Source organism: Streptomyces sp. KL116D, from assembly GCF_030766975.1.
GTDB lineage: Bacteria > Actinomycetota > Actinomycetes > Streptomycetales > Streptomycetaceae > Streptomyces > Streptomyces longispororuber_A.
Genome location: NZ_JASERH010000084.1, coordinates 460,854 through 475,952, shown reverse-complemented (window position 1 = coordinate 475,952; position 15,099 = coordinate 460,854). Strand labels below are relative to the sequence as shown.

The following is a 15,099-nucleotide window of genomic DNA, read 5'->3' as shown; positions in this document are numbered from 1 at the left end:
GGTCATAGGCCGTCAGGCCGACAAGGGCATCGGGGTTGTTGATCTCGCCTGCGTCATGCGTGACCACTCCCTCCGGGACATGGGGCGGCTGTCGGCCGCCGAGTGGCCATGTGCCTCGTATCCATCGCGCGGCGCCGCGGCGAGGCACGCAACCAGTGGCTTCACTCTCCGTAGCACCGCGACCTGCTCGGGCGCCGTCGGCGGCGCCCTGCAATGGGGCGAGGGCGAATGCAGGTCAAGCACACCCGTGACCGCCATTCGGATGAATGGTTGGCGTTTGCCACTTCGTGGTCGCGATGGTCGCTGTCAGTCACCTTCCGTCCGGGGCAGCCCCAGCCCCCGGGGCGAACAGGTCGAGCGGTGCCGGTTAGCCGGCGGGCGCCGCACTGCTCGGTGGCCCAGCCCGAAGTGGAGCCCCATTCCCACGCAGAGCAGGAATGGAGTTCAGGAATTCCTGGAAGAGAGCCGGGAGTGAGGCGCGCAGTACCAGTGGCCACCGCAGAACCGACCAGCAGGGGGAATCGTGGGCATCGGAGGAGGCGTGCGAGCGCGGCGGCGAACGATCAACAGAAGCCATAACAAAGGGCGTGTTCGAGCCTCGCCTCAGAAAGCTGAACCTCACCGGGAACAGCTGGAGACTCAGTCCCTGTCCGAACTGCAGGCTTCATTGGTGACGATCAATCATGCCATCGATCACCCGGAGTCGTTCGGCGTCCTGAACGTCGAGATGACCGCGCAATCCGGCAAGGTCATCGGGGTCCTCAACACGCAACAGAGCGCGCACATCCAGGTCGGCATCCTGCCAACGCTCCTTGAACTCAAAGCCCTTATCCTGGAGCGCATCAATGCGCTGCGCCCCACCGAACAAGTGCGGGACTTCCGCCAGGAGGTCGTGAACACCGTCACCGACCCGGAGATGCGCGACCACCTCCTCAAGGTCCTCGACGAGCGCGCCGCCAGCGAGCAGGCCCTCAGTTCAAAGATCACGAAAGAGACAGCGGACAACGCAGAACTCATCAAGGAGATGTCTCATCTCAAAGAGCTCTTCTCGGTGAACAAGCTGGACAGTCGCCTGAGTTCGCTGGAGGACCTCACGAAGAGGATCGACGCCGACAAGACGAGCAAGTTCGAGGCCGTAACCATCACCCTGACCGTCCTGGGCTCGTTGATCGCGCTGACCGCCATCACGTTGGGCATCATTCGCTGGATCACTGGCTGACGCGGACGCCGTGCCTTGCGATGGCATTGCGGACGACTCTCCGCCGTTGCCGTAGGCGATCACGGGAATGACGCCGTTGGAGGGTTCCATCCAATTCAGCCCCTCCTCGATCCCGCTGGAGATCCCGCAACCGCAGATGGCGGGCGACGAAGATCGGCACACCTGGCACTCCCGTCACAGACGCCTGGTGCCGTCCGTCTGACTACAGCTACGGGTGCGTGTCCGTGATCGCGATGACCTCGTCGAGGCGGTCCAGGGCGGCCTGCAGTTCGTCCGCCTTGGCCTGAATGCGGTCGCGCTCGGCGCGCAGCATGGCGCGTTGTTCGGCGTCGGTGTGTCCGGAGTCCCAGCACGGAAGGAGTTCGGTGATCCTTCGGCTGGTCAGGCCGGCGGCGAACATCTGCTGGAAGAAGCGGACCCGGGCGATGGCGTCCTGCCGGTAGAGGCGCTGGCCGGACGGGCTGCGCTCCGGGGTGAGCAGGCCCTGCTGCTCGTAGTAGCGCACGGCGCGTACGGAGACACCGGCGCTTCGTGCCACCTCGCCGATGCGGATCAGCCGCTCTGCCGCGACCTCGGTGACGCTCATAACGCTTCCTCCCACCCCGCCCCTGACGATCAGCACTTGCCTCTGACGTCAACGTCAGGTTTTAGCGTACCGGGCATGGACATCAACAACTCGGTTGCCCTTGTCACCGGAGCCAACCGCGGCCTGGGCCGCGCCTTCACCCAGCGCCTGCTCGAACGGGGCGCCCGCAAGGTCTACGCGACAGCCCGCCGACCGCAGACCGTGGATCTTCCCGGCGTCGAAGTACTGCCTCTTGACATCACCGACCCCGCATCCGTGCGGGCCGCCGCCGAGGCTGCCCCGGACATCTCACTGCTGATCAACAACGCCGGAATCCAGACAGGAACCGACCTGGTGACCGGTTCGCTCGACGCGGTACGCCACGAGCTGGAGACCAACGTGTTCGGCCACCTGGAAATGATCCGGGACTTCGCGCCGGCGCTCGCCAGGAACGGCGGGGGCGCCGTCGTCAATGTCCTCTCCGCCATGTCATGGTTCGGAGGCAAGGGCGCCAATGCCTACCACTTGACCAAGGCCGCCGCCTGGGCCATGACCAACGGCGTCCGCCTGGAGCTCGCAGAGCAGGGCACGCTCGTGACAGCGGTGCACCTCGGCCTGGCCGACACCGACATGGCCGCGGGCTGGCCCGTGGACAAGATCGCGCCGTCGGACCTGGCCGACGCGGCACTCGACGGCGTCGAGGCGGGCGCCGCCGAGGTCCTCGCCGACCAGTGGAGCCGGGACGTCAAATCCCGGCTGACGCTGGCACCGGAGGAGTTCAACGCCGCGATGGACCGCGCTCTGGCAGCACTGACGACGACCTGAAGGCCCTCGGACCGCACTGACTTCGGTCGGATGCGTCTGAGGCTCGTCGGCTGAGCTCGGCTGAGGCTTCATCAGCCTTTATAGATTTCCACATTGTGGCCTCGCGTCGGCGGCTGGGTGTGCGGGGGATCGAGGTTGGTGACGCTCTCCTCGACGTCAGACGAGGACGGCAGGCGCGACACCAATCGTGCGCGCCTGCAGCATTGCGGCCTTCAGTCCCGCGGCGCCACGCGGATACGGTTCCCGTCAGAATCGGCTGCGAGAAAGGTCGGCCCGAACCCGGCATCACGTGGCTCCTGGAGGATCGTGACGCCCTTGGACTGCCACTCTTTGAAGATCGCATCGACCTCGTCGGGCCCACCCTCGTGGACGGCCAGGCACACCTCACTGGTGCGCGGGATGTCCGGTGACAGATCCTCGAACTGGCCGGACCACAGAGCGAGGCCAGCCCCGGGCCCGAGGTCGAAGGTGATGTATCCCGGAGTCTCGAACGAGGGGCTCATGCCGAGGAGGTCGCCGTAGAAACGAGCTGCGGCGGGAGCGTCGTTCACGTAGACGATGGACAGGACGGACGTGGTCATGGTTGTTCCTTCTCGCAGGTCGTGGGTACTCATCCATCAGCCTGACCGGGATATGCGCCGCATCGTGTCGCAATTCTTGGAAGACTTGGAGTGTGACCCCAGATCGCTTCTTCTCCCTGATGCTGCTCCTCGCATCGAGGAATGCCGTGACAACACAGGAACTTGCCTCGGCGCTGGGGGTGTCCCTTCGAACCGTCACCCGGGACCTGAACTGGCTCCGCGACGCCGGTCTGCCGGTGACCGCACAACGGGGCCGCCTCGGAGGGGTGGCCATGCTGCCCGGGTCCGGGCTCGACCTCACGCGACTGACGCCGGGCGAGCGCGATCACCTGTCGCTCACTGGGCTGGATGAGAAGCAACGTGCGGAGCTCAACGCATCGGTCGAAAGCCGGCGAGCGCTCTCCAAGATCGCCGCTACACGGCCACGTCGAGTTCATGAGCTCCTGCCGCTCACCGACGTGGTGCACGTGGACAGTCGTCCCTGGCGTCAGGCACGAGCTTCCGGCACGGCTCCGGCTTCGCTGATCGGTCCACTGCGGCGAGGTCGCCGGCTACGGATCGAGTACGACAGCTCACGCGCGTCAGGCCCACGCGACCTGGTCGTGGATCCCTATGGGCTGTTCGCCAAGGCCGGCAACTGGTACCTCGTCGCCGACTGTGCCCGAGTGCCACGGATGTACCGACTCGAACGGATCACGACGTGGAAGGAAGTCGACCAGCCACGACGGATCCGCGAGAGCCAGACCCTGGCCACCGTCGCCGCAACGCTCATTGATCAGTGGGAACACAACCACGCGATAGAGGTCAGCGCCACCATCGACCAGACCCAGATCGAGCGAGCGCAACGGATCTTTGGCCAACGACTCGTCCGGGACGACCATGAAGACTCCGCGACCGGCCACAAGGTAATGATCCGCTTCCTGCACCTGGAAGACGTGCGAGAACTGCTGCCGTTCGGGAGCGCCATCACTGTGCACGGCCCATCCGAAGCCAGGGCTCACCTCAGCGACCTCGTCACCAACCTTGCCCACCACTATGCGCCGTCACCAACGTCCTGACCCGCAACAGCTAAGGCAGTCCCGCTCAATCAAGTGCGATGCGGCGGGACAGTGAATCCTCACTCGAATCAACCGCAGCTGTGTCCCCTGGGTCCGCCTTGCAATAGCCACGCCAGGCTTCATAGAGGGCAGGCATCTAGGTGCAGCCGTCCACCCTCCACAAGGTCGGTACCACTCGCCCGTCTCACCGAGCGCCGAGGCTGAACGACTTCCCCATAGCCGTCGTCAAGCCGCGGCAGGAGCGGGGAACGGTGTTCGTAGGAGGTGTGGTCGCGGATCATGGCCCGCCCAGAACACCCACCTGGGGTGATCCGCATCGTCCCTGCGTCAAGCCTCTCGCTGGTCAGCTCTTCGTGATCAATCGCAGTGGTCCGTCTTCGGGCACGCGATGGACAGACTCCACGCACCGGAGGAGCGCACCTGGTAGTAGCCGCGGCCCGGCCACTGGAAGGCATGCTCCCCGGCCCGCCCCTCTACCACCGAGCCCCTGTAGACAAGGCTGCCGTCCAACGCTTCCAACTGGATCCGGTTCGGGCCTGCATAGTGCAGCACGCCTGGACCGGGTCCGCCTCGGAAGTGGACGAGGTCTGAGCCGGTCCCGTTGATCTCCTCCTGGAAGCGCGGGACTGCACGCAGGGGTGACGTAGATGCCGTCCATGCGTTTCGGCCGCCGGCAGTGGTCACTCGGAACCTGATCGTCTTGGCCCCTACCGGCAGCGGAATCCGCGCGGTGATGGGGGTCCCGTCGCCCGACAGCCGGTAGAGACGCGAAGAGCGCCCCTTCAACCCTACGAAGCGTAGCTGCACGTGTCCCGGTCCCCTGGTCGAGAAGACCACGACGGCCGGGCGGTACGACGGCATGGCCAGTTGATGCGTCTCCTCGTCCCGGCCACCTTCTCCGCTGACTTGAGGCCCGTCGGTGCCTGCCGCTTTGGCCTGGACCTCGTCAGTGGAGGTGGGCAAGCCGATACTGAAGGGATGCGCGTCCCACGGCTCGCCGGAAGTGGTGACCCTGGCCTTGTTCGTCAGGCTCGTTGACGCACTGCCCGCGCGCCACGACCACAGCCGCCGCAACCGCTCGCCGATTCCACTTCGCATGGTGGCCATCATGCTGCCTGCGCACCGGAGTTGGGCATACAGTGCGGTCCTCGATCCGTCGCGCTCACCGCCGTGGTGCGGCGGGCCGTCCCATGTGGCGCTGTCCAAGTCTCGCGCGGGTCGGGTGGCCGAGCCCGTGTCATGGTTGGGAGCCCCGATATGCTCCTGCGCATGAGTGCTGTTCAGGCCGGTCGTAAGCGTGATGGTGCCGCGACGCGGGAGGCCATTCTCGCCGCGGCGGTGGTGGAGTTCACCGAGCACGGTTACGCCAGGGCGGGAGTCCGGCAGATCGCTGAGCGGGCCGGGGTGACGGCGATGATGATCAACCGCTACTTCGGTTCGAAGGAGCGGTTGTTCGCGGAGGCGGTGGACCGGGCCTTCAAGCCGCCAACGGTGGTCGGGGAAGAGCGTCGGGAGCTGTCCCGGGCGATGGCGCACACCCTGGCGGAGCGCACCGGGACGGATTCCGAGGACCTGGACCCGTTCCTGCTGATGCTGCGCTCGGTGTCGGACCCGGAGGCAACGGACGCCCTGCGCAAGGGCGTGGAGGCGCATGTGGGCGCCCGACTGGCGGGACTGCTCGCAGGACCCGGGGCGGAGGTGCGGGCCCAGCTCGGCCTGGCTCTGGTCGCCGGGACCTGGCTGATGCGGACCGTCGTCGGCACGACCGCGCTCGCCGCTGCCGATGACGACGAGGTCGCCGAGTTGCTGGCGGCGATGCTCGAACCTCTTACCCAGGAGTCCGCCACGTAGCCGACTGAGCCCGGGAGTCGGATCGGCCCGGCTCACACGACCGGACAGGGCGGGGCGAGCACCTCTCGGCGCTCGCCCCGCCCTGTCCGGTCGTCCGTCCCTGTCTCGCCGCGGCTTGCTCAGAACGCGGAACGAATGAGGCCGCCGTCGACGCGGATGGTGGCGCCGCTGACGTACTGGGCGTAGTCGCTGCACAGGTAGGCGACGGCGGCGGCGATCTCGTCCGGCTCGCCGAAACGCTCCTGGTCGTTGGGGATCAGCGCCTCGACGGCGTTCGGGCGGATCTCTTCCCAGGTGTCGCCCCAGCCGCGCTCGGGTCCGATGTGGGTGACGAGTTCCTTCGTGGCCTCGACCAGGATGGCGCCCGGGGAGACGATGTTGGAAGTGACGCCGGTGCCCTTCAAGTCACGGGCCAGGGAGACGGCCAGGTTGTGGCGGGCTGCCAGAGTGGCGTTGTACTGAGGGTGGGTGTTCATCGGCTGGGAGGCGAGGCCTCCGCCGATGGTGATGACCCGGCCCCAGCCGCGCTCGCGCATCGCCGGGACGAGGTGCTGGATCATTCGCACGCCGGAGACGACGTTGACGTTGTAGGTGTTACGCCACTCGTCGGGGGTGGCTTCGGTCCAGGACAGGTGCCGATAGAAACCGGCGTTGTTGACCAGGATGTCGACCGGACCGCCGTCGAGGGCGGCACGGGCGACCTCGGCGGCGCTGTCGTCGTCGGCCAGATCACCGAGGACCGTGGTGGCGCTGCCGCCGACCTCACGGATCTCCCGCGCGACCCGCTCGGTGCGCTCCTTGTCGCGTCCGTGGATCACGACGGTGGCACCCTCGGCCGCCAGCAGCTTCGAGGTGGCCTCACCGAGTCCGAGACTCGCACCGGTGACGAGCGCGCGCTTTCCGGTCAGATTGAGGTTCATGTTCTGTGTCTTTCTCCTTGACTCCCCCGCGCCTCGGCGTCCGGGAAGTGTGCCTATACAGTTAAGTATACACCGGTAGACTTCTTGCGCGAGCGGGCGAGATTCCCGCTGTGTCGAGGTGGTGGATTCGAGGGGTGTCCTCGCCGTAACCGCGCCAGCTGGGGGCTACGGGGCGAGGGCGGGTTGATTGCGGGGCGGGCCGGAGAGGCCAGTGCGGTCCCGCTCGGCCCCGCCTGCGGATCGTCGCGGGCCGGGACATGGACCGGATCCGGGCTCCGGGCTCCGGGCTCCGGGCTCCGGGCTCCGGGCAGTCTGACCTCGTGTGCAGGGCAGGCAGCAGGTTCGGGCGGGCGCATCGGCGATCGCCCGGCCGGGTGCGGCGCTCTAACCGGTGACGAGAGCCCGTCAGCCGTGCAACTGCATGTCCATAGGTTTGTGTCTTTCATTCCTCCAGGTGTGTCGGCCGCGTCCGTCCCGTAGGGCAACGTGTGCGCTCCTCGGGATACGTATCCGGCTTCAGGACACCTCGAGGCTGCGTTTGCCGGAGAGGCCGATGGCGAACGGCAAAGCCCTCAGGCCAAGGAGCGCGTAGATGGTGGTGTGCAGGCCGCTGCTCGTGGTCCGGTCACTCGTCGTTGTCGGTGTGCCTCGCCTTGGCCGTCGCCAGGTATTCCGTGGCGAGGGCGTCGGCCATGTCCCCGAGCGCGTAGCGGGTCGTGGCGGTGTGGTGTGCGGCGCGGGCGATGTGGCTCCGTCGAGTCTCCGGCAAGGACTTGATCCGGTGGAGTCCGCGGGCCAGAGCGGAGGAGGAGGACGTGTCCAGCAGGATGCCGTTAACGCCGTCACGCAGATAGTGCGCCACTCCGCCGCGGCGCGGTCCCGCGACCGGCAGACCCGCCTCCATCGCCTCCAGGATCGCGATCCCGAACTCTTCCTTGGCGCTCGGGCACACGTACCAGGCGGCGATGCCGTTGTCCGTGTCGGCGAGGGCCCGCTCCAGGCGTCTGACGCTGCCGTTCGGCATCGCGGGGACCATCGCCAGGCGCGCGGCCGCCGCGTCCTGGCCGGTGAGCAGGGAGCGGACCGTGGCGTGCATCGATCGCTCGTGCTCGGAGGGCTGTTCGTCGCTGCCGCCGACGACGACCAGCGTGGTCGTGCGCCACAGTTCCGTCGTCAGCCAGGTGCGGACCAGCAGATCCTGCTGTTTGACGGGGTGGAGGCGTCCCACGCACAGCATCAGCGGCAGGCCACGGTCGTCCGGCGACAGCGTGTCGCCGCGACTGCCGTCGGCGAACAGGTCGTCCAGCATCCGCTGCCGCAGCGCGTTCTCGTCCGGCGCGGGCACGTACGGAGCGATTCCCTCGGGCGGGGCGGCGGGCCCGGTGGGCCCGTAGCGGTCCTCGAGGACGGGGAAATGGTGGAGGAGGTCCTGGGTTCCGGAGGGGCCCGGGATGCCGATCACCTCGTCGGCACGGTCCACGAGGCGGTCGGCGCAGAAGATGCGGTGCAGATCGCTCCGGAGCAGGTGCGCGCGCTCCGGGTCCCGCGCATCGGTGTCGGCGTGCTTGTGCGCGACCGTTCGATGAGGGTCCGGGGTGGCGGTGAACAATAGGCGGGCTCCCGTCCGTTCGGCCGCGTGGGCAAGGGCCAGGCTGCTGTCGTCGGCGTAGCGCACGTGCAGGACGTCCACGCGGCGGGGCAGGACGCCCAACAGGCGGGTCGCCCACCAACTGAGCGCCGTGCGGTGGGCCGGCCACACGTCCTGCGGGGGTGTGGTGGCCGTGTCGACCGGCAGACGCAGCACCCAGTGGTCCGGGCCGCGCTCATACAGGAGACGAGGGTCGCGTGCCAGGCCGTCGTGGCCTGCGGTCACCACGGTCAGCACCTGACCGATGTGCTCGTTCTCGGCGAGCCGGTCGCCGAGCCCGCCCAGGAGCACGGACAGGCCACCGCTGAGTCCTTGACCGGGCGCGTCGAGGTCGCCCTGGAGCATGGTCTGGGCGACGACGATGCCGCGCGCGGGCCACGGATCGGCTGTCAGTGCGGTGGGTGGGGCCAGGAGGAGTTGCTCGTAGGGGTCGTTCGCGTGTGCGGCCGCGGGGAGATGGCGGGGGCCGTCGGACAAGCGGTGGAGGTAGCGCCAGAGGGCGTGCCGCGTGGGGCGGTCGTCCGCGGTGGACCGGGCTGACGCTTCGGCCGCGGTCAGGGGGTGCAGGCCCGCCGATTCCGCGCAGTCCAGCAGGAACGCGATGCGGGCGGCATCCGGTTCCGCCCGCGTCAGCAGATGATGGCGCAGTACCAATTCGGCGTGCGGTTTGCCGTAGCCGCGTACGGTCTCCGGCCACATCTCGGCCAGGACCGCGGTGAGCCGTGTCCCGCCCAGGTCGTGGGCGAGGAGCGCCCCGGGAGTGAGCGGAACGGCGAGGCGGCACAGATGGCGCAGGCGCGCGACGGTGATGTCCTCGGTGCTGAGCGCGGTGGCCGGTCCGGCCGGCGTGAGGCGCGAGCGGGGCGCGTACTCGGCGTCGAGCAGCCGCTGCAGATCGCCGGTCCGGTGCCGGTCCGTGCGGGTGGCCGGACCGTGCCGTCGCGTGCCGCGGAAGAAGGCGTGGCGCGCGCTGACCAGCGGATCCCGGCCTTCCGGGCACAGCGTTCCAGAGGCGGGTTCGCACGGCTGGGCTGAGGTCGACACGCAGTCTCCTTCATGCGGATGGACGACGCTGCGAGTTCTCTCAGGGGGCTTCACCCGGATGCAGCTGGTGACGGGGCATCGACGCCGACGGGCCCCGTGGCACTCCGTGCATCCGGCCGTCGGACCTGGAGTGAAGGATGGTCATGCCGCGCATTGTGATCATCAGTCCTCCCTTCTTCTCGCACGCCCGGCCGCTGTCGGTTCTGGCGGCTGCGCTGCGGGCCCGCGGCGCAGAGGTGCACTTCGCCTGTTCGCCGGCGTTCGCGGGCATGGCGGAGCAGGCCGGCGTGCGTTTCGTGCCCCTGGCCGTGACCCGCAACGCCAACACGGGCGTCGCGGAAGCCACGGAGCAGGACGCGGTGGAAGCGGCTCGGCTGGGCGAGTTCTTCGACGCCACCCGGCGCGGCGCGGTCGCCGCTCTGACGACGCAGGCCCGTCACCGCCGGGCCGACATGCTGGCCGACCCGGACACCGTCTTCGGGGAGCTGCGCGTTCTGGATGAGCGTCTGCGCCCCGACTGGTACGTGGTGGACCAGCTCAGCTACGCGGCGACCCTCGCCCTGCACTGTCTGCGAGCCCGGTACGCGACGTTCTGCCCGGGGCATCCGACCTACGTTCTCGGGGGCACGGACAGTTGGTTCGGCGTTCCCTACGACTGGCCTGCCGCCCTGCGCCCCGATACGCGGCTGCTCGCGGATCTGACGGCGGTGGCGAGGGACAACGACCGTGCGTTCACCGCGCTGTTCGAGGAGTTCGTCCGTGACAAGGCTCCGCACGCGCCTGCGGTGGGCCGTGCGTTCGCGCTGACGTCACCCGACGCCGTCGTGTACTCCTATCCGCACCTGCCGTGGCTGCCCGAGCCGCAAGCAGGCCCGCGACACGTGTACGCGGGACACATGGCCGACCCGGCCGAGCAGCTTGACGGTCAGTGGTCGCGGCGGCTGCGCCGGCTCCGCGGCAGGGCCGACAAGGTCGTCCTCGTCGCCCTCGGCACGTTCCTGGCGGCCCGCGACGATGTCTTGCGGACGGTGGTCTCCGGGGCTGTGCGCCACGACGACCGTACAGCTGTCGTCGTGGCGGCGGGCGAACGCACGGCCGCCCTCGCCGATCTGGCCGGTGACCGCGTCGTCCTCGCGCCGTCCGTCCCCCAGCAGGCCCTGCTCCCCCACGTGGACGCCATGGTCCATCACGGCGGCAACAACTCGTTCACCGAGTGCCTGCGCTCCGGGGTCCCGGCACTCGTCCTGCCGTTCTCCAGCGACCAGTTCGCCATCGCGCGCGACGCGGAGCGGGCCGGGGTCGGAGTCGTACGGGACCCGAACCGCCTGGCGCCGCAGGACGTGCCGACGGCACTGGCAGCCCTGCATGCCACCGTCCGCCCCAACATGGCGCGGTGGGCGTCCGAACTCGGCGCACGCGGCCCCCACTACGCCGCCGCCCACCTGCTGGCCACGATGAACCGGCCCGCCCCGGTGCACTGAGCCGCCGCTCTGCCGGACCATCCGTGGTCTGCCCTCTTTACTACGGATGCGAGAAATAGCAGTGAATGCACTGAATCCGAACCGGTGCCCTGCGCGGAAGGGGTGTCGAACGGTGCGCTTGCAAGGTCCGGCCGGCAGCGCGGCTCACGCCCGTCGGAACGACCAGCAGCCATCACCTGTCATCAGTCCACGAAGGGACATTCGTGCCGCTCTCCCGATACGCCACCGCTCTGCCCGCCGCGCTGCTCGGCATCGCGCTCGCCGCCCCGGCCGCCCACGCGGCTCCGCAGCCGCCCCCGCCTGTCGGCCAGGTCGACGTCAGCCGCTATCAGGGGACCTGGTACCAGATCGCCGCCGTTCCGCGGCTCTTTGAGATCCAGTGCGCCAAGAACGTGCACGCGGTCTACACGCTCACAGCATCGGGGGCCGTCGGCGTCCGCAACAGCTGCACGACGTGGCTGGGCAAGGCCAGCGGCGTAACCGGAGAAGCCAAGGCCCTTGACAGTTCCGGCGCCCGACTGAACGTCAGTTTCGTGAAGACCGGCGGCTCCTACCGCCACAGCGAAGACGCCAACTACATCGTGACCGGCCTCGACCCCGACTACCGCTGGGCCGTGATCACGGACAGCGACCGCAAGTCCGGCTTCGTGCTGTCCCGCACTCCGGAGCTGCCGGCCGGGCAGCGGTCCGCGATCCTCGCCTCCATCGACGCTTCGGGGCTCGACGCGTGCGACTTCCTCGTGACCCGGCAGGACGCCGCGACCGTGCCCACCGCCTCATTCTGCTGATTCCCGGCGTGCCGGGCCGCTCGCCCGCGCAACGGTTTCCGGACCGGTCAGCTCTCTCATGATCAGATCCACCGCCGCCGGGACCGCGAGGCCGCGGGGCAGCTTGGGCGGCTGCCCCGCGACCGCGCGGCCGGCGAAGCCGGTGTCGAGATGCGGCAGGCAGAGATCGACGACTGCGACATGCCGCCGCTGCTCTTTGCGCACCGCGTGCAGCCAGGCGGCGAGGGCGGCTTTCGCGGCAGCGTAGTCGGCCATCTTCGGAGGCGGATTCTCAGCGACCACGCCCGTGACGGCCGCGAGGACCCCGCCTGCTGTTACCAGCGGAAGTGCGGCGCGCAGAAAGGCCATGGGGGCGAGCGCGTTGACGGTCATCAGGTGTTCGGCGACGGCCTCGCTGATGGTGTCCGCGGCGCCGAAGGCAGGGACTCCGATGCAGCTCACCACCGCGTCGAGGCCGCCCATCCGCTGGGCTGCCCGGCGGGTCAGGGCGGCGCAGGAGTCCAGGTCGTAGGCATCGAAGCTGCTCGCGCCGGTTCCTGGAAGTCGGCCTTGGAGCGCCCGCAGTTCTGTTTCGTTTCGGCCGGCAAGGTGCAAGGTGGCACCAGCGCTGTACAGGCGGTGCGCCAGCGCTCTGCCGACCTCCCCGGTGGCTCCGGGCAGGAGAATGCGTGCTCCGTCGACATCCATCTCGGACGCCCTTCCGCGCATCGTGCGTATCGAATCGGGCCGATCCCCGTCGGCTAGCCGGCGGGATCGTGCATCGCCCATCGGATGAGGGCCGTGGTGAGGCGGCCGGCCGGCTGGACCGCCCAGCGCTCGGCGGGCTCCCAGCGCGGGAGGCGAAGTTCCGCGGTCGCCCAACGGGGCAGCAGGGCAACCGCGTTGGAGGCCAAAGCGGCGTACAGCGGCAGGGCAGGGGCAGGCAGCGGAGGGCTCAACAGCAGGTAGCGCGCGGTTTCCAGCGCCTCCGGCGTGGCGCGCAGTTCGGGGCGGTAGGCGGCGAGGCGGGCGCGGAGGTCGCCGGTCGACTCAGGGGGCGTGGGCACACCGAGCGCCCGGGCGATGCGCGCCATCTGACGCACGTACTCGTCGCATTCCCGCACCGTCAGGCGACGGGAGGCGAAACGCTGGTGCGCTCGCAGGAAGGAATCCACTTCGGCGATGTGGATCCACTCCAGCAGATGTGGGTCGGATGCGCGATAGGCGACGCCGCGGTCCGTCACCCCCCGGATGCGTTCGTGCACCGCGTTCACTCGGTCGCAGGCCGACTGGGCGGTCTCGGCAGGGCCGAAGGTCGTGGTGGCCAGGAAGGTGCTCGTCCGGTGCAGGCGTCCCCACGGGTCGCCGCGGAATCCGGAGTGCGTGGCGACGGCCGCCATGGCGGCGGGATGCAGGGTCTGCAGCAGCAGCGCTGACAGACCGCCGATGAACATGGCGCTGTCGGCGTGCACGGCGCGGATCGGGCTGTCGCACGGGAACCATCTGGGGCCGGGCGTTTCGTGGATCAGCGCGCGGTTGCGGGGGCCGTCGGGACCGGCGACACGGGCGAACAGCATCTTTCCCGCCCGTTGACGCAGCGGCTCCAACGGCTCCCGTACACGCGACGCAAGGTCCCCCATCGCGGCACCCCTGTGTCGGTTCATCTGGCGGCGGCGCGAGAACCGAGGTCGCGCGCAACCCGGACACCAGGTGTTCGGCAGATTCCCGGTTGTCGGTTGCGGTGACCCCAATCTTTCTCCTCGACATGCGGCCGCCCTGGAGGAGGAGGACCGTTGAAGCATGACCGATTCACTCATCCCGCCCACGGAGACACCGCCCGTGGAGGGCTCAACGGCCGAGGCACACCAGCAGCGGGCCGACGGTGGGGTCTGGGAACATCCCTCCTGGTGGTTGTGGCTGATCGTGGCCGGTTCGGTACTCGTCGCCGCCTTCTTCGTGGCACGCATCTGGGGCCTGTGACCTCGGTGCCCCGGCTTCGAGCGGTCGTGGCCGCTACGAAGGTTCGGCCGGTGCCGCCCGCTGCGCTTGCCTGCTTACTCGTGCGGCGGCCGGTGCCTCCCGCTGCGCTTGCCTGCTTCCTCGCGCGGGCCGCATCAAAGTGGAGCGGGCGGTGACCGGCGGCTCCGGTCAGGCTTCTTCCGGAGAGTGTGCGGAGCCAGGAAGTCGGGAGGCTGCCTGCTCCATGAGCGTCCGCAGCAGGTGCACATCGGGCCGGCGCTCCGTGCCGTTCCGGATGACGGTGAAGAGGGTGCGGGTGACGGGGCTGACCAGGGGGTGCAGGCTGAGTCCATGGTGTTCGGGAAGAGCGAGACGGGGCGCGAGGGCCACTCCGGCGCCAGCCGCGGTGAGAGCGGCCAAGACGGCGAAATCGTCGCTGCGTACCCGGATGTCGGGAACGAAGCCCGCGCTACCGCAGGCGCGCTGGATCATGTCGTAGCAGGAGGTTTCGGGAGCTGGGGTGAGCCAGGGCTCGCGGGAGAACCGGGTGAGGTCCGCCGTCTGCCCGGGAGCTAGTCCCAGTTGCTGGGCGTGATCCGGGTGCAGGCAGAGCACGACCGGGTCGTCCATCAGGACGTCATGGCGGCTGCTGGCGGGGAAGTCACGCGGCAGGATGGTGTAGCTGTGGGCCAGCGCAACGTCGGTCTGGCGTTTGCCCAGTGCCGCGATCGCCAAGTCAGGCTCTTGGACGGTCAGTTGCACGGCGAGGGTTCGCGCCTGCTCGTCGGCGTGCTCGGCGATCAGCCGGTACACCAGGGGCATCAGGGTGCGGGCGGCGGAGGCGAAGGACGCCACTCGGATGAGGCCGCGGCGGCCGCCCTTGAGGGCGGCGAGGTCGGCTTCGGCTGCGGCGAGGTCACCAAGGATGACGTCGGCGTGTTTGACGAGCAGTTCGCCTGCCGGGGTCAGGCGGAGGGTGCGTCCGTTCTTCTCCACCACCGGCATCCCCGCCTCGCGTTCGAGTGAGGCGAGTTGCTGGGAGACTGCCGGCGCTGTCAGTTGCAACGCCTCGGCCGCCGCCGCGACCGTTTTGTAGACGGCGAGATGCTGCAGGATGCGCAGCCGTCGAACATCGAGCATGAATGATTCCTATGGGTGCGAGTACACAGGGAATTGTGACC

The 15,099-nt window shown here is 68.9% G+C and carries 15 protein-coding genes; 7 read left to right on the top strand and 8 right to left on the bottom strand.

Annotated features, from left to right (window positions below; genetic code table 11):
* Positions 1 to 670: 670 nt before the first annotated feature.
* Positions 671 to 1,219: a hypothetical protein gene (locus RBJ77_RS34405; RefSeq protein ID WP_372348563.1), complete on the top strand. Its 549-nt coding sequence runs from the start codon at positions 671 to 673 to the stop codon at positions 1,217 to 1,219.
* A 208-nt stretch (positions 1,220 to 1,427) separates the two neighbouring features.
* Here RBJ77_RS34405 and RBJ77_RS34400 read toward each other — a convergent pair whose 3' ends face one another.
* Entirely contained in the window at positions 1,428 to 1,805 is a 378-nt protein-coding gene (locus RBJ77_RS34400) for a MerR family transcriptional regulator (protein ID WP_372348562.1), read from the bottom strand.
* Positions 1,806 to 1,880: 75 nt separating this feature from the next.
* Between RBJ77_RS34400 and RBJ77_RS34395 the strand changes: the two genes are divergently transcribed.
* Entirely contained in the window at positions 1,881 to 2,609 is a 729-nt protein-coding gene (locus RBJ77_RS34395; protein ID WP_372348561.1) for an SDR family oxidoreductase, read from the top strand.
* Between the two features lie 212 nt (positions 2,610 to 2,821).
* Here RBJ77_RS34395 and RBJ77_RS34390 read toward each other — a convergent pair whose 3' ends face one another.
* Positions 2,822 to 3,190, bottom strand: coding sequence for a VOC family protein (locus RBJ77_RS34390; RefSeq protein ID WP_372348560.1), 369 nt, complete (start codon positions 3,188 to 3,190; stop codon positions 2,822 to 2,824).
* A gap of 92 nt (positions 3,191 to 3,282) precedes the next feature.
* On the opposite strand from RBJ77_RS34390, the gene RBJ77_RS34385 reads away from it, so the two are divergent.
* Positions 3,283 to 4,248 (top strand): helix-turn-helix transcriptional regulator, encoded by a 966-nt coding sequence (locus tag RBJ77_RS34385; protein ID WP_372348559.1) that lies wholly within the window; start codon positions 3,283 to 3,285, stop codon positions 4,246 to 4,248.
* A gap of 357 nt (positions 4,249 to 4,605) precedes the next feature.
* Here the strand turns inward: RBJ77_RS34385 and RBJ77_RS34380 are convergent, their stop codons facing one another.
* Positions 4,606 to 5,346, bottom strand: coding sequence for a hypothetical protein (locus RBJ77_RS34380; RefSeq protein WP_372348558.1), 741 nt, complete (start codon positions 5,344 to 5,346; stop codon positions 4,606 to 4,608).
* Between the two features lie 171 nt (positions 5,347 to 5,517).
* On the opposite strand from RBJ77_RS34380, the gene RBJ77_RS34375 reads away from it, so the two are divergent.
* On the top strand, positions 5,518 to 6,099 hold the full coding sequence (locus RBJ77_RS34375; protein ID WP_372348557.1) for a TetR family transcriptional regulator: 582 nt from the start codon (positions 5,518 to 5,520) through the stop codon (positions 6,097 to 6,099).
* Positions 6,100 to 6,218: 119 nt separating this feature from the next.
* Here the strand turns inward: RBJ77_RS34375 and RBJ77_RS34370 are convergent, their stop codons facing one another.
* Together RBJ77_RS34370 and RBJ77_RS34365 are read right to left on the bottom strand one after the other, a co-directional pair.
* Positions 6,219 to 7,019 (bottom strand): SDR family NAD(P)-dependent oxidoreductase, encoded by an 801-nt coding sequence (locus RBJ77_RS34370; RefSeq protein ID WP_372348556.1) that lies wholly within the window; start codon positions 7,017 to 7,019, stop codon positions 6,219 to 6,221.
* A 625-nt stretch (positions 7,020 to 7,644) separates the two neighbouring features.
* The gene (locus RBJ77_RS34365) at positions 7,645 to 9,711 is read right to left on the bottom strand and encodes a glycosyltransferase family 4 protein (RefSeq protein WP_372348555.1); all 2,067 of its coding nucleotides are present in this window, start codon (positions 9,709 to 9,711) and stop codon (positions 7,645 to 7,647) included.
* A 143-nt stretch (positions 9,712 to 9,854) separates the two neighbouring features.
* Between RBJ77_RS34365 and RBJ77_RS34360 the strand changes: the two genes are divergently transcribed.
* Both RBJ77_RS34360 and RBJ77_RS34355 read left to right on the top strand, forming a co-directional pair.
* Positions 9,855 to 11,192: a nucleotide disphospho-sugar-binding domain-containing protein gene (locus tag RBJ77_RS34360; RefSeq protein ID WP_372348554.1), complete on the top strand. Its 1,338-nt coding sequence runs from the start codon at positions 9,855 to 9,857 to the stop codon at positions 11,190 to 11,192.
* A gap of 203 nt (positions 11,193 to 11,395) precedes the next feature.
* Positions 11,396 to 11,980 (top strand): lipocalin family protein, encoded by a 585-nt coding sequence (locus tag RBJ77_RS34355; RefSeq protein ID WP_372348553.1) that lies wholly within the window; start codon positions 11,396 to 11,398, stop codon positions 11,978 to 11,980.
* On the opposite strand, the gene RBJ77_RS34350 is transcribed toward RBJ77_RS34355, so the two are convergent.
* A complete protein-coding gene (locus RBJ77_RS34350) occupies positions 11,969 to 12,667 on the bottom strand; it encodes an SDR family NAD(P)-dependent oxidoreductase (protein ID WP_372348552.1) in 699 nt (232 codons plus the stop codon). The genes RBJ77_RS34355 and RBJ77_RS34350 overlap by 12 nt on opposite strands.
* Before the next feature lie 53 nt (positions 12,668 to 12,720).
* Positions 12,721 to 13,536 (bottom strand): oxygenase MpaB family protein, encoded by an 816-nt coding sequence (locus tag RBJ77_RS34345; protein WP_372348551.1) that lies wholly within the window; start codon positions 13,534 to 13,536, stop codon positions 12,721 to 12,723.
* 223 nt (positions 13,537 to 13,759) lie between these two features.
* Between RBJ77_RS34345 and RBJ77_RS34340 the strand changes: the two genes are divergently transcribed.
* A complete protein-coding gene (locus RBJ77_RS34340; RefSeq protein ID WP_255965978.1) occupies positions 13,760 to 13,939 on the top strand; it encodes a DUF6480 family protein in 180 nt (59 codons plus the stop codon).
* Between the two features lie 168 nt (positions 13,940 to 14,107).
* On the opposite strand, the gene RBJ77_RS34335 is transcribed toward RBJ77_RS34340, so the two are convergent.
* Positions 14,108 to 15,058, bottom strand: coding sequence for a LysR family transcriptional regulator (locus RBJ77_RS34335; RefSeq protein ID WP_372348550.1), 951 nt, complete (start codon positions 15,056 to 15,058; stop codon positions 14,108 to 14,110).
* Positions 15,059 to 15,099 lie beyond the last annotated feature (41 nt).